General features: G+C 68.6%; 24 protein-coding genes and 1 pseudogene. 10 read left to right on the forward strand and 15 right to left on the reverse strand.

Annotated elements, in window-relative coordinates:
* A pseudogene (locus FY251_RS12060) lies at positions 1 to 383 on the forward strand (Rieske (2Fe-2S) protein); the annotation flags it as partial.
* Positions 384 to 453: 70 nt separating this feature from the next.
* On the opposite strand, the gene FY251_RS12065 reads toward FY251_RS12060, so the two are convergent.
* On the reverse strand, positions 454 to 1,488 hold the full coding sequence (locus FY251_RS12065; RefSeq protein ID WP_148415105.1) for an NAD(P)/FAD-dependent oxidoreductase: 1,035 nt from the start codon (positions 1,486 to 1,488) through the stop codon (positions 454 to 456).
* Positions 1,489 to 1,644: 156 nt separating this feature from the next.
* On the opposite strand from FY251_RS12065, the gene FY251_RS12070 reads away from it, so the two are divergent.
* From FY251_RS12070 to msrB, 5 genes are all read left to right on the forward strand, one after another.
* Positions 1,645 to 2,376, forward strand: coding sequence for an HAD family hydrolase (locus FY251_RS12070; RefSeq protein WP_148415106.1), 732 nt, complete (start codon positions 1,645 to 1,647; stop codon positions 2,374 to 2,376).
* Positions 2,373 to 3,149 carry an aldo/keto reductase gene (locus FY251_RS12075; protein WP_148415107.1) on the forward strand — a complete coding sequence of 259 codons (777 nt, stop codon included), beginning with the start codon at positions 2,373 to 2,375 and terminating at the stop codon, positions 3,147 to 3,149. Before FY251_RS12070 ends, FY251_RS12075 begins: the two co-directional genes overlap by 4 nt.
* A gap of 86 nt (positions 3,150 to 3,235) precedes the next feature.
* Positions 3,236 to 3,940 carry an ATPase domain-containing protein gene (locus FY251_RS12080; protein WP_089781871.1) on the forward strand — a complete coding sequence of 235 codons (705 nt, stop codon included), beginning with the start codon at positions 3,236 to 3,238 and terminating at the stop codon, positions 3,938 to 3,940.
* A gap of 13 nt (positions 3,941 to 3,953) precedes the next feature.
* The gene (locus FY251_RS12085; protein ID WP_148415108.1) at positions 3,954 to 4,373 is read left to right on the forward strand and encodes a hypothetical protein; all 420 of its coding nucleotides are present in this window, start codon (positions 3,954 to 3,956) and stop codon (positions 4,371 to 4,373) included.
* 63 nt (positions 4,374 to 4,436) lie between these two features.
* Positions 4,437 to 4,838 (forward strand): peptide-methionine (R)-S-oxide reductase MsrB, encoded by a 402-nt coding sequence (msrB, locus tag FY251_RS12090; protein WP_089781868.1) that lies wholly within the window; start codon positions 4,437 to 4,439, stop codon positions 4,836 to 4,838.
* Positions 4,839 to 4,931: 93 nt separating this feature from the next.
* On the opposite strand, the gene FY251_RS12095 is transcribed toward msrB, so the two are convergent.
* The 3 genes from FY251_RS12095 to FY251_RS12105 form a co-directional block, all read right to left on the reverse strand.
* Positions 4,932 to 5,384: a hypothetical protein gene (locus FY251_RS12095; RefSeq protein ID WP_148415109.1), complete on the reverse strand. Its 453-nt coding sequence runs from the start codon at positions 5,382 to 5,384 to the stop codon at positions 4,932 to 4,934.
* Positions 5,381 to 5,680 carry a winged helix-turn-helix domain-containing protein gene (locus FY251_RS12100; protein WP_089781884.1) on the reverse strand — a complete coding sequence of 100 codons (300 nt, stop codon included), beginning with the start codon at positions 5,678 to 5,680 and terminating at the stop codon, positions 5,381 to 5,383. Before FY251_RS12100 ends, FY251_RS12095 begins: the two co-directional genes overlap by 4 nt.
* Before the next feature lie 262 nt (positions 5,681 to 5,942).
* On the reverse strand, positions 5,943 to 6,566 hold the full coding sequence (locus FY251_RS12105; protein WP_148415110.1) for a hypothetical protein: 624 nt from the start codon (positions 6,564 to 6,566) through the stop codon (positions 5,943 to 5,945).
* 249 nt (positions 6,567 to 6,815) lie between these two features.
* Between FY251_RS12105 and FY251_RS12110 the strand changes: the two genes are divergently transcribed.
* Positions 6,816 to 7,094 (forward strand): hypothetical protein, encoded by a 279-nt coding sequence (locus FY251_RS12110; protein WP_148415111.1) that lies wholly within the window; start codon positions 6,816 to 6,818, stop codon positions 7,092 to 7,094.
* A gap of 36 nt (positions 7,095 to 7,130) precedes the next feature.
* Here FY251_RS12110 and FY251_RS12115 read toward each other — a convergent pair whose 3' ends face one another.
* Together FY251_RS12115 and FY251_RS12120 are read right to left on the reverse strand one after the other, a co-directional pair.
* Positions 7,131 to 7,559, reverse strand: coding sequence for a universal stress protein (locus FY251_RS12115; RefSeq protein WP_148415112.1), 429 nt, complete (start codon positions 7,557 to 7,559; stop codon positions 7,131 to 7,133).
* Positions 7,560 to 7,711: 152 nt separating this feature from the next.
* Positions 7,712 to 8,581: a DUF4332 domain-containing protein gene (locus tag FY251_RS12120; RefSeq protein ID WP_148415113.1), complete on the reverse strand. Its 870-nt coding sequence runs from the start codon at positions 8,579 to 8,581 to the stop codon at positions 7,712 to 7,714.
* 83 nt (positions 8,582 to 8,664) lie between these two features.
* On the opposite strand from FY251_RS12120, the gene FY251_RS12125 reads away from it, so the two are divergent.
* Positions 8,665 to 9,684 (forward strand): NAD-dependent epimerase/dehydratase family protein, encoded by a 1,020-nt coding sequence (locus FY251_RS12125; protein WP_148415114.1) that lies wholly within the window; start codon positions 8,665 to 8,667, stop codon positions 9,682 to 9,684.
* 76 nt (positions 9,685 to 9,760) lie between these two features.
* On the opposite strand, the gene FY251_RS12130 is transcribed toward FY251_RS12125, so the two are convergent.
* A complete protein-coding gene (locus FY251_RS12130; RefSeq protein ID WP_148415115.1) occupies positions 9,761 to 10,372 on the reverse strand; it encodes a cyclopropane-fatty-acyl-phospholipid synthase family protein in 612 nt (203 codons plus the stop codon).
* Positions 10,373 to 10,519: 147 nt separating this feature from the next.
* Here FY251_RS12130 and FY251_RS12135 point away from each other — a divergent pair, with 147 nt between their 5' ends.
* Positions 10,520 to 10,747, forward strand: coding sequence for a hypothetical protein (locus tag FY251_RS12135; RefSeq protein ID WP_148415116.1), 228 nt, complete (start codon positions 10,520 to 10,522; stop codon positions 10,745 to 10,747).
* A 126-nt stretch (positions 10,748 to 10,873) separates the two neighbouring features.
* On the opposite strand, the gene FY251_RS12140 is transcribed toward FY251_RS12135, so the two are convergent.
* Positions 10,874 to 11,482 (reverse strand): translation initiation factor IF-2 subunit beta, encoded by a 609-nt coding sequence (locus tag FY251_RS12140; RefSeq protein ID WP_004975572.1) that lies wholly within the window; start codon positions 11,480 to 11,482, stop codon positions 10,874 to 10,876.
* Positions 11,483 to 11,620: 138 nt separating this feature from the next.
* Here FY251_RS12140 and FY251_RS12145 point away from each other — a divergent pair, with 138 nt between their 5' ends.
* On the forward strand, positions 11,621 to 11,839 hold the full coding sequence (locus tag FY251_RS12145) for a hypothetical protein (protein ID WP_148415117.1): 219 nt from the start codon (positions 11,621 to 11,623) through the stop codon (positions 11,837 to 11,839).
* A gap of 76 nt (positions 11,840 to 11,915) precedes the next feature.
* Here FY251_RS12145 and FY251_RS12150 read toward each other — a convergent pair whose 3' ends face one another.
* From FY251_RS12150 to FY251_RS12180, 7 genes are all read right to left on the reverse strand, one after another.
* Positions 11,916 to 12,635 carry a fumarylacetoacetate hydrolase family protein gene (locus tag FY251_RS12150; protein WP_148415118.1) on the reverse strand — a complete coding sequence of 240 codons (720 nt, stop codon included), beginning with the start codon at positions 12,633 to 12,635 and terminating at the stop codon, positions 11,916 to 11,918.
* A 109-nt stretch (positions 12,636 to 12,744) separates the two neighbouring features.
* Positions 12,745 to 12,969 carry a hypothetical protein gene (locus FY251_RS12155; protein WP_148415119.1) on the reverse strand — a complete coding sequence of 75 codons (225 nt, stop codon included), beginning with the start codon at positions 12,967 to 12,969 and terminating at the stop codon, positions 12,745 to 12,747.
* 184 nt (positions 12,970 to 13,153) lie between these two features.
* Positions 13,154 to 13,996, reverse strand: coding sequence for an ion transporter (locus FY251_RS12160; protein ID WP_148415120.1), 843 nt, complete (start codon positions 13,994 to 13,996; stop codon positions 13,154 to 13,156).
* Between the two features lie 113 nt (positions 13,997 to 14,109).
* Complete coding sequence (locus FY251_RS12165) at positions 14,110 to 14,928, reverse strand: hypothetical protein (protein ID WP_148415121.1); 819 nt, start codon at positions 14,926 to 14,928, stop codon at positions 14,110 to 14,112.
* 128 nt (positions 14,929 to 15,056) lie between these two features.
* Entirely contained in the window at positions 15,057 to 16,427 is a 1,371-nt protein-coding gene (locus tag FY251_RS12170; protein WP_148415122.1) for a uracil-xanthine permease family protein, read from the reverse strand.
* Between the two features lie 145 nt (positions 16,428 to 16,572).
* Positions 16,573 to 17,118 (reverse strand): hypoxanthine/guanine phosphoribosyltransferase, encoded by a 546-nt coding sequence (hpt, locus tag FY251_RS12175; protein WP_148415123.1) that lies wholly within the window; start codon positions 17,116 to 17,118, stop codon positions 16,573 to 16,575.
* Between the two features lie 257 nt (positions 17,119 to 17,375).
* On the reverse strand, positions 17,376 to 18,449 hold the full coding sequence (locus tag FY251_RS12180) for a hypothetical protein (RefSeq protein ID WP_148415124.1): 1,074 nt from the start codon (positions 18,447 to 18,449) through the stop codon (positions 17,376 to 17,378).
* Positions 18,450 to 18,493: the final 44 nt, after the last annotated feature.

Genomic DNA, 18,493 nt, shown 5'->3' on the forward strand with positions numbered 1-18,493 from the left:
TTCCCGACCCGACCCCCGACGCCGACCCGGCGGCGGCGCTCGAAACGCTCTCCGCGGCGTTCGACGCCGAGGGGCGGGTGAACGACGCCGGTCGCGCGGCCGCGGGGTTCCTCGACGGCGGCGGCGACCCGGCGAGGCTCCGCCGCGAACTCGGGGGCGCGCTGCTCCGCGAGGACGCCGGCTTCCACACCTATCAGGCGCTCGAAGCCGGGTTCAGACAGGCGGCGACGCGGCCGCCCGAGGAGGCGCGGACGCTCCTCGTCGGCGTCGCGCGCTACCTCGCGGCGCACTCGCCGACGCGCCGGGAGCGAGAACAGACGTTCGGTATCGCCGCTCGGCTCCAGCGCGGCGAGTCGGTGTACGGCGAAGACGCCGACCTCTGAGCCTGAGTCGGGTCGTCGCACCGATCCTGTGGCTGTCGTCGCCGTCGCCGTCGCCGTCGGCTCTTTTCGCCTACTGCTCGGCGATTCGCTCGCCCGCGTCGACGCCGCTCCAGAGCGCGGCGTGGACCCGGCCCTCGCCGACCGTCCAGTCGCCAGCGAAGTAGAGGCCGTGAGACTCCCCGCGGCGGAGTATCTCGCGGTCGGCGACGCCGTCGGGGAGGGCGTATCGCCAGCCCTGGTCGTCCACCCAGTCGGGGTCGCGCAGGCGCTCGTCGTCGAGGAGGGCCGCGACCATCCCCGCGACCTCGTCGGCCGCGTCGTCGAGGGGGTCGTCGTAGTGCGCCGCGGACCACTCGGGGCTCGGTTGGACGACGAGCAGGCTCTCGCCGTCGGGGACGTGGCCCTCCTTGCACTCCTCGCGGGCGACCCAGCCGACCGGGTGGGTCTTGTCGGGGTTGACGAGCGCGTACCACGGTTCCTCGCGCTCGAAGGGGTAGTGGAGGACGACGGTTCGAACCGTCCGGTACTCGACGCTCCCGATGGCCTCGCGGAGCGCGACCATGCACTGGTCGCCCCAGCCCATCTCGGTGAGAATCCCCGCCGTCTGCGGGGCTGGCGGCGTCAGAAGCACCGAGTCGAACGGGCCGTGGCGCGTCCCCGCCTCGTCGACGACCGACCAGTAGCCGCTGTCGGGGTTGTGGTCGATGGCGGCGACACGCGTCTCCCGCTCGACGGTCGCCTCGGTCTCGGCGAGCAGGCGCTTCGCCAGTTGGGTGATGCCCTCGGTCCACGACCACTTGTGCTGGTCGCGGGCGTCACCCTCGGAGATGACGCCGTCGCCGTCGAACGTCCAGACCGGCTCGTCGATGTCGACCAGTCCGTCCGCGCCCAGTCCGCGGACGAGCCGTTCGGTTCGGCGGTCGTAGTCCTTCACGTAGTTCGCGCCGTGGTCGTACCGACAGCCGCGTCGGCGGCGCGTCGCGGCGCGCCCGCACACCCCGCGGCTCTTTTCGAGAATCGTGACGTTCGCGTTCGCCTCGCGGAGCGCGTACGCCGCGCCAGCCCCAGCGGCCCCGGCTCCGACGATGCACACGTCGCGAGTCATCTCGCCACCCCGCGTGAGAGTCCAGCCAGCATCGGCTACAACTGCGGCTTCGAGGCGCTAAAAGACTCGCAACGCGGCGGGAATAGGGACCGCGTCCGCGCCCGCCGCCCCGGCGGGAGGCGAAAACGATTCACGTCGCGCCGCCGGAGTCGGTGTATGTACGACTCGGTTATCTTCGACCACGACGGCGTGTTGACCACGCTCGTCGACCTCTCGCCCCTCCGCGACGCGACGTGGGACGCCTTCGCCGAACTCGGCGTCTCCGACCCCGACCCGGACCACGTCGAACAGGTGGTCATCCACGTCTCCCCCGAGGACGTGCGCGCCGCCGCCGAACCGTACGACATCGACCCCGAGACGCTGTTCCGCGTCCGCGACGAACGCCAGTCGGCCGCCCAACGGCGGGCCATCGCCGACGGGCGGAAAGTCCCCTACGACGACTTCGACGCGCTCCGCCGCATCGACGCCCCGATGGGCATCGTCTCCAGCAACCAGCAGGCGACCATCGACTTCGTCGTCGACCACCTCGACGCCGCGGACCTGTTCGGCACCGCCTACGGCCGCGAGCCCTCGATGACGAGCCTCCACCGCAAGAAGCCCGAACCCTACTACCTCGAACGCGCCATGGCCGACCTCGGCGTCGACTCGCCGCTTTTCGTCGGCGACAGCGACAGCGACATCGCCGCCGCCGAGGCCGCGGGCGTCGACTCCGCGTTCATCCGCCGCGGCCACCGCGCCGACCACACGCCGACGCCCGACCCGACCCACGAAATCGCCGGCCTCGACGACCTGCTCGAACTCGACGGCGTGCCCGTCGTCGGCGACGCGTCCGCCGCGTCTGGTCCCGCGGCCGATGGCGGCCGCGAGGACGGAGCGCCGTCTCGATGACCCACTCGCTCCCCCGCATCGGCCTCGGGACGATGGGTCTCGACACGCCCGACGAGGCCGCCGCCGTGACGACGGCGCTGGAGTTGGGTTACCGCCACGTCGACACCGCGCAGATTTACGGGAACGAGGCGGTCGTCGGCGACGCGCTCGCGGCGGCGGACGTCCCCCGCGAGGACGTGACGCTCGCCACCAAGGTCTGGGCGGACAGCCTCGCGCCCGCCGACGTGCGCCGGACGACCCGCGAGAGTCTCGACCGACTGGGCACCGACTACGTGGACCTCCTGTACGTTCACCGCCCCGTCGACACCTACGACCCCGAGGCGACGCTTGCGGCCTTCGATGGACTCGTCGACAACGGCCTCGTCCGCGGGGTCGGCGTCAGCAACTTCGCCGTCGCCGAGATAGACGAGGCGCTCGACCTGCTCGGCGCGCCGCTCGTCGCCCACCAGACGGAGTACCACCCGCTGTTCCAGCGCCCCGAACTCCTCGACCACGCCGAGGAACACGGCTACGACGTGGTCGCGTACTCGCCCCTTTCGGGGGGCCGCGTCCGCGACGTGGACGAGGTCGTCGCGGTCGCGGAGAGACACGGCGCGACGCCCGAGGCGGTGAGCCTCGCGTGGCTGGCCGAAAAGGGGCTGTGTCCCATCCCGAAGGCGTCGAGCGAGCGTCACCTCCGGGCGAACCTCGACGCCGTCTCGCTGGAACTCGACGCGGCCGACGTGGCGATCATCGACGGTATCGAATCTGAGGCGGAACTGTTCCCCGAGTGACGAGTCGGGCGTTCGATGCCGTCCAGAAGTCTCAATTTCGATACTAGTCCCGGAACGATTATATCAGGGCGGGCGAGTGTCCGACCATGCGGATTCCGAGTGGGGTAAGCGGGTTCGACGAGCTCATCCAGGGTGGTTTCCTCCCGCGCCGACTGTACGTGCTGAGCGGACCGCCGGGGAGCGGGAAGACGACGTTCACGGCGCAGTTCATGGCCGAGGGGCTTCGCAACGGCGAGAAGTGCATGTATATCACCATGCACGAGACCGAAGACGAGCTGATAAACGACATGTCGGGGTTCGACTTCGGCTTCGAGACGCTCGCCAGCTCCGATGGCTTTCACTTCATCAACCTCGTGAGCCCGAAGGGGAAACACATCCTCAACCAGTTCTCCCAGAGCGGGGGGTCGTCGAGCGTCCAGAGCCTCACCGACAAGATCGTCGCGTTCGTCAACTCCCGGCAGGTCGACCGGCTCGTCATCGACTCGACGATGCTGCTCCGGCTGTTTTTCGCCAACGGCTCCGAGGAGATGACGCGGTTTCTGACGGCGCTCAAGCAGGGCGACGCCACGACGCTTCTCATCTCCGAGATGACCGACCCCTCGTCGTACTCCGACGAGCACTTCCTCGCCCACGGCGTGGTGTTCTTCCACAACTATCTGGAGGCGACGGGGATGACGCGCGGCATCCAGGTCATCAAGATGCGCGGGTCGGACATCGACTGCGACATCCGCTCGATCGAGTTCACCGACAACGGGCTGGTCGTCGACCCCCGCTCGAAGGTCGACCTCTGAGGTACCCATAACCATGTACGAACGGGTCTACGGGACGGACTGGCGGACGATTTCGGACGAGGAGGCCATCCGCCGGATGTACGCCCTCGGGGTCTCCAGCGCGCTCGGCCACCCGAACCGCGGGGAGTTCGAGCGCATCCGCCGACAGGCCGGCACCGCCTACGGCCGGAGCGTCCTCCAGCTCGCCTTCGAGGAGGGCAAACAGCGCGTCGCCCGCAACGAGTCGGAGTACGACTCGAAACAGGACGTCTGGGAGGCGCTCGTCGACGAGGAGACGACGCCCGCCACGACGGGTCGCGCCGACGTGACGATGCAGAAGCCGACGGACAAACAGGGCATCCCCGACGCCGTCGGCCGCGCGTCAGTCCTCGACGGCGGCGGCGGCGACGACTTCGCTCGGATTCGACTGCCTGAGTTCCTCCGGCGCGGGTAGCCGGCCACACCGCCGGCGCGGGTAGCCGACGGGCCTTTGGGCGTCCGAGTCCTCTATGAACCCATGAGCGACAGCGAATTCAGCCTCTCCGAGTCCGAGTGGCGCGAGCGCCTCTCGGAGGACGCCTACCGCGTCCTCCGCGAACAGGGGACGGAACCGCGGTTCTCCGGCGAGCACGTCGACCGGAGCGACGACGGCGTCTACCGGTGTGCCGGCTGCGGGACCGAACTGTTCGACTCGGAGACGAAGTACGACTCGAACTGCGGGTGGCCGAGCTTCTACGCCGCCGAGGACTCGAACATCGAGCTTCGGCGCGACCTGAGCCACGGGATGGACCGCACCGAGGTGGTCTGTTCGACCTGCGGCGGCCACCTCGGCCACGTCTTCGACGACGGCCCGGAGCCGACCGGCAAGCGCTTCTGTATCAACTCGGTTGCGCTCGACTTCGAGGCCGACGAGGAGTAGCGCGGAGAGAGAACGCGACAGAACGGAGAACGCGCGACGGAAGGGAGAACGGGGCGGACCGAATCGCCGCCTCCGACCCCGACACCGCCCGCCTCACGCCGAACTCTGGTACGTGAGGAACGTCACGGCGACGGCCGCAAAGAGGTCGGGCAGGAACGTGAAGGGGCCCAGCCCGCTGCCCTTGAACCCGAGGAGGAGAGACGCCAGCGGGTTCGACGTCAGGGCGTACAGGAGCAGCGCCGCCGTGAAGAGGAGCAGGCTCAGGGTAAAGCGGTTCGGAAGCTCCCGGTAGAGCATCGCGTAGGTGCCCGCCAGGAACCCGAGCGCGACGAGGTTGTACGTCGAGACGAACAGCTTCAACTGGATGAACAGGTCCGGGATGGGCGGGCCGCCGGGGCCGCCCGGCTTGTGCGGGCCGAACAGGTCGGGGGCGAACCACGCCACGAGCTCGGGGGTGAACCACGTCGCGAGCGCCGCGACGGCGAGCGAGACGCCCACGACGATGGCGGTTCGTCGCAGGGGGTCTCGGTTAGACGTGTCGCTCACGCGTCGTCACCTCCCGCGGAGACGTCGGTCAAGTTGGCCTTTCGAGCAACCTCGTCGAGCACGTCGAGGTTGGCTTCCATCCGGTCGGTCAGAAAATACGTCTTTCCGTAGTTGTCGCCCATAGTCATCAACACGTTGTTCTCGACGAGGAGTTCCAGGTGGTGCTGTGTGGTCTTGTAGTCGAGGTCGAGTTCGTTCGAGAGTTGGTTGGCGTTCATCGGCATGTCGTCGAGCGCGCGGATGATTCGCAGGCGGTTCCGCCCCCCGCGCGATCCGCCGATTAGCCACCACAGCACACGTCGCATCCGGGTAAACCGTCAAATCCGGACGTATTAAAACGGCGGGCCTCGCGTCCGCGCCGGCCGAGGCCCGCGGTGATTCGCACGTGGTGGGGTGTGGTGGGTGCGTTCAGCAGGGTGCGTTTCGCGAGGGGTTCGAGGGGAGCGAGTCGATGCGTGCCGGTGGGCGCGACGGTGGTGTTTCGGTGGGTCGTCGCGGGTGAATCGGCACGGGTGGTGTGCGTTGGGAGGCGAGTCGTCAGCGGGTGGAACGCGGGCGTCAGTTACCGCGCGGCCCGAAACCGCCGCGGTCGCCCGCGCGGACTTGTACGCCGTCGCGGTCGCGGTCGCCGACGCCATCGCCGTCACAGGCGAGCGTCGGCGTGTCGACGCCGAACTCGGCGAGCGTCTCGTGGACGGCGGTCCGAATCTCGTCGGTCGTCGCGCCGTCGGCGCGCATGTCGGCGACGAGCGTTTCGAGTTCCGTGGCCTGTTCATCGGTCAGGTCGAGTCGCTCCGTGACGTAGAGCGCCGGGTCGGGAAGCAGGTCGGCTTCGTCGACGCCGAACGCGACGAGTCTCTCGTGGACGGCGGTCCGAACCTCGTCGGCCGTCGCGCCGTCGGCGCGGAGGTCGGCGACGAGCGTTCGAATCTCGTCGGTCTGTTCGTCGGTCAGGTTGTAGCGGTCTTGTAGGCGGTCGCCCGGCGCGTACCGGGTTTCGTCGTCGGTCCCGGCGAAGGGACCGTGCCAGTCGCCGCCGTCTCTGACGGTGGTTCCGCCGGTCGCGTGGACGGCGTCCGACGCATGCGTCTGGACCCCGAAGCCGCCAGTGGCGGCGGCCGTCCCCGCGAAGACGAGCGAGACGACGACGAGCGCAACCCCGAGCGTTGTGAGTTTGGTCATAATCTGTTCCTCCGTCTTATCCGACGTTCAGCGGCTAAAAGAGGGTTTTCCGAACTCGAACACGAGTCCACCGTGAATCCGCCCGGAGTTAGGCCCAAATTACGCCGGAAACCCACCGACTGACGGTGGTGAGCGGCGGTGCGCGCGGCGCTCCGAGAACCCCGGTTTCATGGCGGTAGGACGGGTCTAACGCCCGTCCCCGGAGAGTAGCCGACACGTACCAAACTAGGGTGACGGCGTATGTGGTGTATGTCTCGCAGCTACCCCGTCAGCCGTCATACGACCCGGACCCGGCGGAGTCCCTCGCTCACGCCGTACGCGTTCGTCGTCGCCGGCCTGCTGACGTTCTGTGTCGCCGTCATCGCTCCCGTCGCCGACCTCTCGGCGGGCATGTCGGTGATGAACATCGCCGGCGGCGGGACGCCCCCGGCGTTCGACGGCGGCACGCTCGTCGTCAGCGGGGGCCTGCTCCTCGTCAGCGTCGCCTCGACGTTCTTCGGCGTCCTCCTGTTGCTCCTCAGACTCTGAGTCGGGCGCAACGGCGGGCGGGCGACCGCGGGCGACCTAGCGGCGCTCGATAGGGGTGGCGAGTACGGGGACCTTCGACTGGACGACGACCGACCGCGAGACGCTTCCGAGGATGTTGTCCTCGAACCGGGCGTGGGTCCCCATCGAGATGAGCGCGGCGTCTATCTCCTCGGCGACGGCGAGAATCTCCTCGGCCGGGTCGCCGCGGCGGAGTTCGGTGGCGGCGTCGACCCCGTACTCGGCCATCGTCGCGGCGGCTTCACCGAGTGCCGCCTCGCCCTGCGACCTGAGTTCCTCGTACACCTCGTCGACGCGCTCGTCGGCGAGCGTCAGGAAGGCCCGTTCGTCGACGACGTAGAGCAGGGAGACGGCGGCGTCGCGTTCGGCCGCGAACGCCGCGGCGTCTTCGATGACCGGTTGCATCGAGTCGCTCCCGTCTATCGGCACGAGGATTGTGTCGTACATCAACCGGAAGTTAGGTGGGGAAACTATCACTCTCTTCGCCGGTTCCCGCACGGTGGGAACTACGCGGGACGTGGAACGCTACGCGGGGCGTGAGACGCCGACCGAGGCTCCCCCGGAGGCGAACGACCCGCGCGACGGAGGCGACGGGCGACTCACTCGGCGTCGGTCGCGTCGTCGGCCGCCCCACCGGCGTTGGCGTCACCGTCGTCGGCGTCGCGTCCGGTGCTCGCGTCGCTCTCGGGTTCGGCATCGACCTCCGACGCCGGGCGCTCTGCGTACCGGTCGGCCCGTCGCTTCCAGTCGGTGACCCGTCGCGCCGACACGCCCGCGGCCGCCGCGAGCTCCTCGTCAGACGCCTCGCGGAGCGCCGACACGGTGTCGATGCCCGCCGCCCGGAGCCGGGTCGCGTACGCCTCGCCGATACCGCGGACGTTCCGCGGGTCTTCGGGGTCGCGGTCCGCTTCGGTCTCCCCGGTACCGTCGCCCGCCGAGACGACCGCCGCGAGCCGTTCTGTCATCGCGTCCACCCGGCCGTCGAGGCCGTCCACTCGGCGTTCGACTGCGTCGATTCGCTCGACGAGGTCGGCGTGGGTGTGTTCGGTCCCCCCGTCGTCGTCCCCGGTCACGCCCGCGACCCCCGAGTCGATACCGGCCTCGACGGCGGTCCGAGCGGACTCGTCGCTGTCGGAGTCGGCCGTCTCTCCATCTCCGGTCTCGGCTTCTCGTTCGTCGGCTTCGTCGTCTCCGTCCTCGTCGCCCGCGTCGTCGGGTCCGTGGGCCTCGTCGCCGTCGAACTCGTCGGGTGTCCCGCCCGCGTCGCCGTCCCCGTCTCCGTCGCTGTCCTCGCCCAGCGAGTCTCCCGGTTCCACGTCGTCGGGGAGGACGTACACCAGCGCGTCCGCCGGCACGTAGCCGACGACCTGTTTTCGCTTCTTGTCGGCGGTGAGAACGACCCCGCCGGAGTCGAGCGCCTTGTAGCCGCCGCACTCGAAGCTCGTCCCGTCCGCGAGATAAACTTTCATAATCAATTATTCTATTTGTGGCGAGATGAGTGTTATCGCTCCGCTGTCCGGGGTTTATCACCGCTCGCCGCGGCGCTCCACACATGGACGTGTTCGTCATCGGCGGCACCGGACTGCTCGGCACGGGAATCGTTCGGCGACTCGTCGCCGCCGGCCACGACGTGACCAGCCTCCAGCGTGGCGAGACCGACGACGACCTCCCGTCGGGCGTCGACCGGGTTGCCGGCGACCGCGACGACCCGTCGGTGCTTCGCGGGACGATTCGAGACGCGACGCCCGACGTCGTCGTCGACATGGCGTGCTTCGACGCCGACACCGCCCGCGACGCGGTCGAAATCTGCCGGACCGTCGTCGACCGCTACGTCTTCTGCAGCACCGTCGACGTCTACCACCGACCGCCGCCGAAGAACCCCGTCACCGAATCGAGCCCGCGGACCCCGCCGGTCAGCGACTACGCGGCCGGGAAAATCGCCGCCGAAGACGCGTTCTTCGACGCGCACGACCCCGGCGAGTTCGAGGTGGTCGTCCTCCGCCCGTGGAACACCTACGGCGAGGGCGGGACGCTCGTCCACACCCTCGGCACGGACTCGTCGTACATCGACCGAATCCGCGAGGGGAAGCCCATCGTCGTCCACGGCGACGGGACCTCGCTGTGGGGGCCGTGCCACCGCGACGACGTGGCGCGGGCGTTCGTCGGCGCGGTCGAGCGCCCGGGCGTCGGCGGCCGCGCCTACAACGTCACGAGCGAGGAGACGATGACGTGGAACCAGTATCACGAGCGCGTCGCGGCCGCGCTCGACGCGCCCGAACCCGACCTCGTTCACGTTCCGACCGAGGTGCTCCGCGCGGTCGCGCCCGACCGGACGCGGATGCTCCGCGACCACTTCCGGTACAGCACCGTCTTCGACAACGGCCGGGCGAAGGCCGACCTCGGATTCCGCTACACGGTCGGGTTCGAAGAGGGCGTCCGCGGGGTGGTGTCGTGGCTCGACGCTCGCGACGCGGTCGAGCCGTGGGACGCCGACCCGCTCTCTGACGACCTCGCGGCGGCGTGGCGGGACGCGACCGACGCGTTCGTCGCGGGGTTCGAGCCGGGCCAGTGAGCGCCCTCGTGCGGTGACGAACCGGGCGAATCGGAACCAGTCGGCCTCCGAACTCGCTCCGGTTCCTGCGGAAAAATCACTCCGGTTTCTGCAGAAGCAACTCCTCGCAGGCGTGTCGGTGCGGTTCGCCCGCGGAGTCGTCGTCAAACACGTACCCGTCGCTGTGCCGGACGTCCCAACCGTCGTAGTAGCCAGCCAGTTCGCCGGGGTCGTAGAGGTGTTCGTTCTCACCCCAATCGGGGGCCGGCGCGACCTCCGGGTGGTCGACGAAGGCCCACACCGCGTGGACGCCGCCGGGGCGCGTCGCCTCGCGGAACCGTCGGAACTGCGACTCGCGGTTCTCCGGGCGGACGTACTGGAGCGTCCCGATGGAGTAGACCACGTCCCAGCGGGAATCGAACGCGAGGTCGTTCACGTCGGCGCGCCGGGTCGCGAGTTCGACGCCCCGCTCTTCGGCGAGTCGTTCGGCCTTGTCGAGACCGTTCGGCGAGATATCGACCGCCGTCGCGTTGTGGCCGCGCTCCGCGAACCGGACCGCGTCGCGCCCCTCGCCCGCCCCGAGGTCGACGACTTCGGGGTGCGTCTGCGGCGAGACGGCGTCCGCAGTCCGGGTCGCCAGTTCGTTGGGCTCCGTCCCCCAATAGTAGTCCGCGCCGTCGTACAGTCGCTGTAGCTCCTCGAATCGCATGACGTGACCGATTCGAGGCGGCCTGATACGACTTGTGGCTCGGTCGGCCGCGAGCCGCGGCGACCGTGACGCCCCGCGAACAACGGTCGCTCCCGCGGTGTGGGAACCGACGGCGGTTTTTCCTCGCTTCCGCCCCGATATTCGGACATGCTCCGAGCCCTGATAGCGGCGTTCGGCCTCGCGGAACTGCTCTTTCCGGACAAACTGGTCGCCGCGATGACGCGCCTCGCCTACGAGGACGGCGGCGAGATGACGGCGAAGCCGTGGGTGACGACCGCGGCCCGCGTCGAGGGAGCGACGCTCCTGTTGGTCGCGCTCGTCGGCCTCCGCGGTCGGTGCGGCGGTGACGGCGACGGCGAAGACGAAGACGAGTAACTGCGTCTCGCGGGCGTCATCGTCGCCGGTGACCCGGCCCGCGAAAGAAGCGACCGCGGCGAGAGAATATGAGACTGTGCGCGGAAGTCGGTCGCCGAGCGACTCGTGTTCCGCCGTGCGCCCGGTTCAGGCGAGTCGCGCGAACGCGAGCGACCCGCTCGTGTTCTTGATGTAGACGCGGACGGTCTGTCCCTCTTGTGCGCCGGGCACGAAGATGGTGTACTTCCCGCGCTGGGCGACGCCGTCGCCCTTGCGGCCGGTCCCGGTGATTTCGACCTCGTAGGTGCGGCCCTCTTCGACGGCCTCGCGCTGGCGCTTGTTGCTCACGCTGGAGCGCTTCTGGACCGGGCGGAAGGCACCACAGGCCTCGCAGCGAAGCATGTCGACGCCGTCCTCGGTGACGAGGCGGGTGTCCGGCAGGCCGCACTCCGAGCAGATGACGTACTCCTCGACGTAGCCGTCGATGGCCTCCTCGAAGTCGTTGATGGAGAACGACCCGCTGTAGCGGGCGCGGTCGCCTTCCAACTGGCCGCTCGTCCCGAGCGTGCGCTGGATGGCGCTGTGGAGGTGCGCGGGCGTCCGCGACAGCGCGTCCGCGATTTCCCCGAGGTTGGTGAGGCGGGTGAACGCGCCGTCGGTCTCGCCGGACGGGTCCGGGACTTTGAGGCGTTCCTGTTCGACGTTTCGTTCCGGTAGGACGTTGAGCGCTCGGTCGAGCGCAGTCTGATACTCCATAGGGGTTCGAGTGGCTGGCGACGTATAGCCGTTCCGTGACCGTCTTTGCCGCGACACCGGCGCGACGACTTCGTTTCACCATCCCCGACGACGGAACCGAGCGCCACGCCTTCGGCGCTGGCTCTCTAACGACTCGTCATGGGCTACACGTGGCAGTACTACGATCTCGTACTTCTCGGCATCCTCGGGAGCCTCGTCGCCGGCGTCGTCGTCGGCCGAGTCACCCCGATGGAGCCGCAGACGACGCTCGTCGCCTTCAGCGCCCTCGCCGCGGTCGTGATGGCCCACGGCCTGTTCGTCAACGGCCCCGTGGACGAGCCGACCGACCTCACAGACGAGGTCGACGCGCTGAACTGAGCCGGGCGATTCGACGGCCGGCGGCCGTCGGCCCTCTCCTCGGTTCCGTACTCGCGCGCCTCTTACTCCTTACTCCTCACTCGCCGTCGACGACGCGGTTCGTGAGCGTGCCGACGCCCTCGTACCAGATTTCCACGTCGTCGCCGGGTTCGACCAGTCCGGGGTTCGCCGGGCTGCCGAACGAAATCACGTCGCCCGGCTGGAAGGTGTAGCGCTCCGAGAGGAACGAGACGACTTCGGCGGGCGAAAAGAGCATCCGCTCGGTGTTGGCTTCCTGCCGGAGTTCGCCGCCGACGTGGGTCGTCATGTCGACGTTCGACGGCTCTACCTCGGTCTCAATCCACGGGCCGAGCGGTCCGGAGCCGTCGAACGCCTTTCGAGCCGTCCGGCCGGGCTGGTCGAGCGCGTCGAGGTCGTTGAGAATCGTGTAGCCGCGGACCACGTCCGCCACGTCGGCCTCGGCCACGTCCGAGCACTCGCGGTCGATGACGGCGGCCAGCTCGCCGGCGTAGGTCAACTCGTCGGTCCAGTCGGGGTACTCGACGTCCGCGCCGGGGTCGAGCACCGACACCGGCGGCTTGATGAACCAATCGGGCTGGTCGGGGATGTCGTAGTCCATCTGGTCGACCGTCGCCGCGTAGTTCCGGCCCACGCAGTACAGCGCGGTCGGCTCGCAGGGCGCGAGCAACTCGGCGTCGACGCCGACCTCGTACTCCTCGCCGTCGGCCGCCACGACGCCGTCGTCGTACCGGCCCGACAGCACTCCGTCGTCGGTTCGAATCCGTGCTAATCGCATTACTCGCCCCTGCGGCGGCCACTCACTTCAAGCGACGTGTCTCCGCAAGCGAATGCGGGCAGGAAAGCGAACGCGGAGAGTACGAACACGTGCGGGCCGCCGACGCGACTCAGTCGGACGCCGACTCCCGGTTCATTCGAGGCATCGACTCGTTCTCGCGGTCGACGAGGTTGTGGATGCGCTCGGTCCGCGCCGATTCGAACTGGCGTTGACACCGGGCGACGCCCGACGCGGGGTCGGAGGGGTCGGCGTCGGGTCGAGTTTCGGTCTCGGCGGTCGAGTCGCGGTCTGTTCGCAGGGTCGGTTCGTAGGTCGGGGTGGCGTTTGTGCTCACGATTTTGGATGGAGTTCGGGTCGGTCGGACGGCTGTGCGGCGGCGAGGAGAGCTATCGAAGTACGCGTACGACCGACATTGCTGTACCCGGCAGTACAGACTAATCTATAATAAATATTCATGTTCGAACAGCGGGCGCGTGCTCGGCCCGCGAACCGTCCGACCGCGTCCGCGGACGCGCGTCTCACTCCCGCGAGTCGTACTCCTGATAGATGACGTGGCCGCAGGACTTGCAGTGGGAGGCGTCGGCGTCGTGGTAGGCCAGCCCGCAGTTCTGGCAGGTGACGTTGACCTTGTCGCGGTGGCCCCACTCCTTGACGATTTTGCTCGCCTGCCACGGGATGAGGATGACGCCCGCGAGGATGGCGGCGACCGTCACCCACCGGCCCGCCTCCGTCACCGGGACGATGTCGCCGAAACCGACCGTCGAGAGCGCGACGACGACGAAGTAGAACGCATCGCCGAACGTCCCGACGGCGGGGTTCACCCGGTGTTCGAACGAGTAGAACATCCCCGCGGCGACGAAGAAGATGGTCAGCACCGTCAACAGCAGTTTCATGACGCGGAGCGTCCCGACCGAGACGGTACCGAAGAAGAACTCCTCGTCGCGCGTGAAGCGGTAGAACCGGAGGACCCGGACCACGCGAATCGCCCGCAGGAAGCCGATGTTGGCGGCGACCGACGAGACGGGGAGCGCGAGCACCGCCAGCGTCGGCAGAATCGCAAGGAGGTCGACGAACGAGTAGACGTTGAACAGTTCGGCGGTCCGGTCTCGCGCGCCGTAGAGCCGGAGGAGATACTCCGCGAGGAACACGACGGAGACGGCGGCCTCGACGGACCAGAGCGCCGACTGGACCGCCGCCGAAAGCGGGTAGGTCTCGGCGACGAACAGCCCGACGAAAAGCAGGTTGAGCGCGAGGAGCGCGATGTCGATGGCCTTGCCGACCGGGGTCCGGTGGTCGAGGAGGTAGAACCTGACCACGTCCCGCGGCGTCTCGCGGCGCGACCCTCGCGCGTGCCCGTCCATAGCTCGTCTTCGGCGGTGAGGTACTTATACGGTCGTCCGTGGGTCGATGGCCTGACGGCGGCGAGTTGGAAGTGAGTCGGCGGCGAGTCGGCGGCGAGTCGATGGCAGCCCCCTCAGAGGACGATTGCGCCCTCGGGGAGGAGCTCCCGCTCGGTTCGTCGCGCCTCCTCGCCCTCCTCGACGAGCGTCGGTTCGCCGACCGACTCCGAAAACCGGTTCGGATCCGGTTCGACCCGCTTGAGCATCGACGAGAACACCGGTCCCTTCCGCCCGCCGGCGGAGGTGATGCCGCCGTACCGCCGCTCTTCGAACGTCGACTCGTCGGGGCTGGGGAACTCCTCGCGGATTATCTCCGCGGTGTCTCTGATGTACTCGGCGGCCTCCTTCTGCGAGTAGAGGCTCTCGTTGTAGTAGCGCTCGGCGTACTCGTCGTCGAGTTCCTCGGTGGAGTGTTCCGGCGACTCGTAGAGGACGGACTCCGTGGTCGTGTAGCCGCTGGCGAAGCGGATGTTGACGGTGAAGCAGTCGGGGTACCGCAGGATGACGGGGAAAAACAGCATGTCGGTGACGGTGATTCGCTGCTGCATCCGCCAGAGCCCCTCGAAGTAGTAGGCCGTGAGCGCGCCGATACGGTCGTCGCGCTCCCCGCGGTTGTACGCCATCGCAATCTCCTCGAAGTCGTCGCCGGCGATGTGGCGACAGCGCCGCTTGTAGCTCTCGGCGATGCCTTCGAGTTGCGTCTCGTAGGCTTCGAGCAGGGGGATATCGGGGTCGGCGAGCATGTCCGCCTTCCGCTCTTGGGCGTCCGCGATGTTCATCATGTTCTCGTAGAACAGTCGCTCGGCGTCCTCGTCCGGCAGGGGCGTTCGAACCGCCTGTCGGTACAGCACCCGCGTATCCCCGTTGAACGTGACCCGCTGCTGCTCGCTCATCGTACACTGGTAAGGCAGCGAACAGAAATGAATTCGTCGGTAATCCGGACGGTTTCCCGACAGTCACGAGACACGAACTATAACACGCCCATCGAAACCGTAATCAGTTATCATCTGTTCGATGTGTATCAGTCGTCGGTTGACGCGCGGCCGTCCGCAGCGACCGACTCGTCGGCCGCGTCGAAAAGCGGGCTCTGGTCGCCCGGCGCGAGCGTGTTGAGCACGAGCGCCGTCAGCGCGGTCACGATGACCGGCTGGCCGAAGAACGTCGCGGCGGCCTGCGGGAGTCCCGAAAGCGCGTCGGGGCGCGTGGCGACGCCCAGACCGAGCCCGAGCGAGGCGGCGACGACGACCATGTTCCGGCGGTCGAGGTTCGTGTGGAGGAAGACGAGGCGGACGCCGCTGGCGGCGACCATGCCGGCCATGAGCAGGACCGCGCCGCCGAAGACGGCGCTCGGGATGGTCGCGACGGCCGCGCCGACCTTCGGGCTGAGACCGAGGACGGCGAGGACGACGCCCGCGACGCCGACGACGTACCGGCTCATCACGCCGGTGAAGTTGACGATGCCGACGTTCTGCGAGAACGAGGTGACCGGGAACGCGCCGAACACCGACGCGATGGAACTCATGAAGCCGTCGGTAAAGAGGCCGCCGCGGAACTCCTCGTCGGTCGGGTTGCGCCCCTCGGCGGCGGTGATGCCGGACATGTCGCCGACGGTCTCCATCGCGGAGACGAGAAACAGGAACGCGAAGGTGACGATGGGGACCGGTTCGAAGCTGACGCCGAACGCGCCGGGGCGGGGAATCGCGAACCACGCCGCCTCGGCGACGGGCGTGAAGTCCACCACGCCGAGCACCCACGCCACGACGTAGCCGACGGCGATACCGACGAGCGTGCTCAGGAGTCGCGTGATGCCGTCGGTAAAGAGGTTGAGCGCGACGGCGACGCCGAGGACGAGCGCCGCGAGACCGATGTTGTATGCCGCGCCGTAGTCGGCGGCACCGGCCCCGCCGGCGGCGTAGTCCATGCCGACCGGGACGAGGTAGAGGCCGATGATGACGACGACGAGGCCCGTCACCAACGGCGGGAAGAAGGGTTTGATGCGGTCGAACTGCCAGCCGATGAGCCCCTCGACGACGAAGCCGGTGACGAGAATCGCGCCGAACACCGCGCTCAGGCCGTAATCGACGCCGATGGTCGTCGCCGCGCCGACGAAGGTGAAACTCGTCCCCATCACGATGGGGAGCCGCGAGCCGACCGGTCCGACGGCGTACGCCTGAACCACGGTGGCGAGCCCCGAAAACAGGAGCACCATCTGGACGACGTAGGCCGTGTCGGCGACGCCGAGGCCGACCGCGCCCGCGACGATGAACGCCACGGCGGTCGCCGGGACGATCATCACCGAGACGTGCTGTATCCCGAGGAGAATCGACTCCAGCAACGGCGGCCGGTCGTCGATTTCGTATTCGAGGCCGAGTTCACCGCTGTCGTCTGCCATCTGTACTCGCCACGAGCGACCCCCGTTCAATAATAGTTTCGCGTTCGAGCGTATTTCACGCTATCCAACGAGTGTTTTCGGGCACGATTGTGCATATCAAATGCGAAAACCCGAATCGGGGTCGCGCCGGTCGGCGACGGTCCACTCAGTGAATCTCGACGCCGTCCTCGTCGACGCTGATGTCCACGAGGCTCGTCGCCTCGTAGTCGGTGTCGTCCAGCGCCGTCTCGCCGACCTTCCGGATGGCGACGACGATGTCGGAGACCTCCGCGCCGATGTCGTCGAGCGCGCCGCAGATGGCCGCGAGCATCCCGCCGGTCGAAAGCAGGTCGTCGACGACGAGCACGCGGTCGCCGTCTTCGATGTCGTTGATGAACATCTCCGACTCGGAGTAGCCGGTCGTCTGGTGGAGCGCGACCTCGCCGTCGAGGCCGTACTCGCGCTTGCGGATGACGACGAGGGGCACGTCCGTCTGGAGCGACAGCGCGGTGGCGATGTGGATACCCATCGCCTCGGGCGCGACGATTTTGTCCACGTCGAGGTCGGCGGCGCGGGCGATGCCGACGACGACCTCGCGCAGGAGTTGCGGGTCGAGCATCGGCACGCCGTTGCTGACGGGGTGGACGAGATAGGAGTAGCCGTCCTTGTCGATGATGGGCGCTTCGTGTAGGGACTCTTCGAGTCGCTGCATGGGGTCCGTTTCACGAATCGGCCCAAAAGTGGTTCGCTCTCCGGGAGCGCCTCGTGCCCGTCCCCGCGAGCGATTCGACCGGCTTCGGTAGCTCTGTCACCGTCACTCGTTCGGGAAAATGGCCTCGGCACTCATAGGGCTCCGCATCACCGAGTGCCTAGTTCGGTTCGGAACGGTGCCGTCGTCATCGGCCACCTCGCTCTCGCCCCGCGACCGAGTAATCACCATCGGTCTCGTTCGTCCCGCCCCCGGCTCGCTCACGGCTTCTCCAACGCGGACACGTCGATGCGGGGGTACCGCACGCCGCCCGAAACCGACCCCTCGCCGGCGACGACGCCCCAGAGCCGGACGCGCTCGTCGGCGAGCAGTCGAAAGCCGATGTCGTCGTCGAAAAAGCGGCCGGTGGGCCAGCGGGCGACTACGTCGCCGCTGAGTCGTCCTCGGTCGTCCTCGACGGCGACGAGCGCCAGTCGGACCTCGTCGCGCTCCATCGTCTCTTCGACGCGGCCGGTGTAGGTGACGACCGTTCCCGTGTGCGTCTCGGGGTTCGTCCGGAGGTCGGCGTAGGGAATCGTCGTCGCGTTCGCCGGCGTCGCAACCGCGGTCGTCCGGTTCGGCAGGGTCGACTCCTCCGAGAGCGGTTGCGGCGTCGGGAGCGACCACTCGACGGTCGGAAGGCGAACGTCCGGGAGGCGGGTGTCGAGCCACGCCGCGCGGCGAGCGACCGCGGCGCGGAGCTTCGGCGAGCGCTGGACGAGGTCGGACAGTCGCTCAACGGCGAGGTAGGTGACGAGGCCGCCGGCGACGTAGGCACCGGCCTTCTTGAGCGCCTCGCGGCGGGTGAGTCGGTCGGTCTCGTCAGCCTCGTCGTTCACCGGGTCGTCGCCGTCGCCGTCCGCGTCGGGATTGCCGCCGCCGTCCGCACCGCCTTCACCAGCGGCGAGGTCGCGGACGAACGATTCGACACCGGTCTCGCGGATTTCGACGGCGATAGCCGGTGCATCGAGCACGACGAGGCCGGGCCGGTGGGCGTCGGGTGCGACGCGGCCGCCGCCGACCGCCGCGACGTAGGGTTCGATGCCGGCGCGCTCGCACCGCCGGACGAACGCGCTCGCCTTGTCCGCGGTGACGGTGCCCGTCGTCGTAATCCAGATTCGGAGGTCGCGCTTCGCGCCCTCGGGCGTCTCCCCGGTGGCCTCCACGTGCACGTCGGGGCCGCGGAAGCGGACGCGCGTCTCGTAGCCTCGCGCCCCCCAGACGCGCTCGAAGACGGCGGCGAGTTCGACGTCGGAGCGGTCCGAAACGACCGACGTGAGACTGGGCGCAGTCATTGCGTCCGAGGTGCCGGGCGAGGCGGTTAGCTGTTTGCGCCCGG

It is taken from the genome of Haloferax sp. KTX1, assembly GCF_902410085.1.
GTDB classification, from domain to species: Archaea; Halobacteriota; Halobacteria; order Halobacteriales; family Haloferacaceae; genus Haloferax; species Haloferax massiliensis.

Bases quoted from the DNA above. Each gene is read 5' to 3' on its own strand.
- FY251_RS12065 (WP_148415105.1), bottom strand. From the start codon at position 1,488: ATGACTCGCGACGTGTGCATCGTCGGAGCCGGGGCCGCTGGGGCTGGC.
- FY251_RS12070 (WP_148415106.1), top strand. From the start codon at position 1,645: ATGTACGACTCGGTTATCTTCGACCACGACGGCGTGTTGACCACGCTC.
- FY251_RS12075 (WP_148415107.1), top strand. From the start codon at position 2,373: ATGACCCACTCGCTCCCCCGCATCGGCCTCGGGACGATGGGTCTCGAC.
- FY251_RS12080 (WP_089781871.1), top strand. From the start codon at position 3,236: ATGCGGATTCCGAGTGGGGTAAGCGGGTTCGACGAGCTCATCCAGGGT.
- FY251_RS12085 (WP_148415108.1), top strand. From the start codon at position 3,954: ATGTACGAACGGGTCTACGGGACGGACTGGCGGACGATTTCGGACGAG.
- msrB (WP_089781868.1), top strand. From the start codon at position 4,437: ATGAGCGACAGCGAATTCAGCCTCTCCGAGTCCGAGTGGCGCGAGCGC.
- FY251_RS12105 (WP_148415110.1), bottom strand. From the start codon at position 6,566: ATGACCAAACTCACAACGCTCGGGGTTGCGCTCGTCGTCGTCTCGCTC.
- FY251_RS12110 (WP_148415111.1), top strand. From the start codon at position 6,816: ATGTCTCGCAGCTACCCCGTCAGCCGTCATACGACCCGGACCCGGCGG.
- FY251_RS12115 (WP_148415112.1), bottom strand. From the start codon at position 7,559: ATGTACGACACAATCCTCGTGCCGATAGACGGGAGCGACTCGATGCAA.
- FY251_RS12120 (WP_148415113.1), bottom strand. From the start codon at position 8,581: ATGAAAGTTTATCTCGCGGACGGGACGAGCTTCGAGTGCGGCGGCTAC.
- FY251_RS12125 (WP_148415114.1), top strand. From the start codon at position 8,665: ATGGACGTGTTCGTCATCGGCGGCACCGGACTGCTCGGCACGGGAATC.
- FY251_RS12130 (WP_148415115.1), bottom strand. From the start codon at position 10,372: ATGCGATTCGAGGAGCTACAGCGACTGTACGACGGCGCGGACTACTAT.
- FY251_RS12135 (WP_148415116.1), top strand. From the start codon at position 10,520: ATGCTCCGAGCCCTGATAGCGGCGTTCGGCCTCGCGGAACTGCTCTTT.
- FY251_RS12140 (WP_004975572.1), bottom strand. From the start codon at position 11,482: ATGGAGTATCAGACTGCGCTCGACCGAGCGCTCAACGTCCTACCGGAA.
- FY251_RS12145 (WP_148415117.1), top strand. From the start codon at position 11,621: ATGGGCTACACGTGGCAGTACTACGATCTCGTACTTCTCGGCATCCTC.
- FY251_RS12150 (WP_148415118.1), bottom strand. From the start codon at position 12,635: ATGCGATTAGCACGGATTCGAACCGACGACGGAGTGCTGTCGGGCCGG.
- FY251_RS12160 (WP_148415120.1), bottom strand. From the start codon at position 13,996: ATGGACGGGCACGCGCGAGGGTCGCGCCGCGAGACGCCGCGGGACGTG.
- FY251_RS12165 (WP_148415121.1), bottom strand. From the start codon at position 14,928: ATGAGCGAGCAGCAGCGGGTCACGTTCAACGGGGATACGCGGGTGCTG.
- FY251_RS12170 (WP_148415122.1), bottom strand. From the start codon at position 16,427: ATGGCAGACGACAGCGGTGAACTCGGCCTCGAATACGAAATCGACGAC.
- hpt (WP_148415123.1), bottom strand. From the start codon at position 17,118: ATGCAGCGACTCGAAGAGTCCCTACACGAAGCGCCCATCATCGACAAG.
- FY251_RS12180 (WP_148415124.1), bottom strand. From the start codon at position 18,449: ATGACTGCGCCCAGTCTCACGTCGGTCGTTTCGGACCGCTCCGACGTC.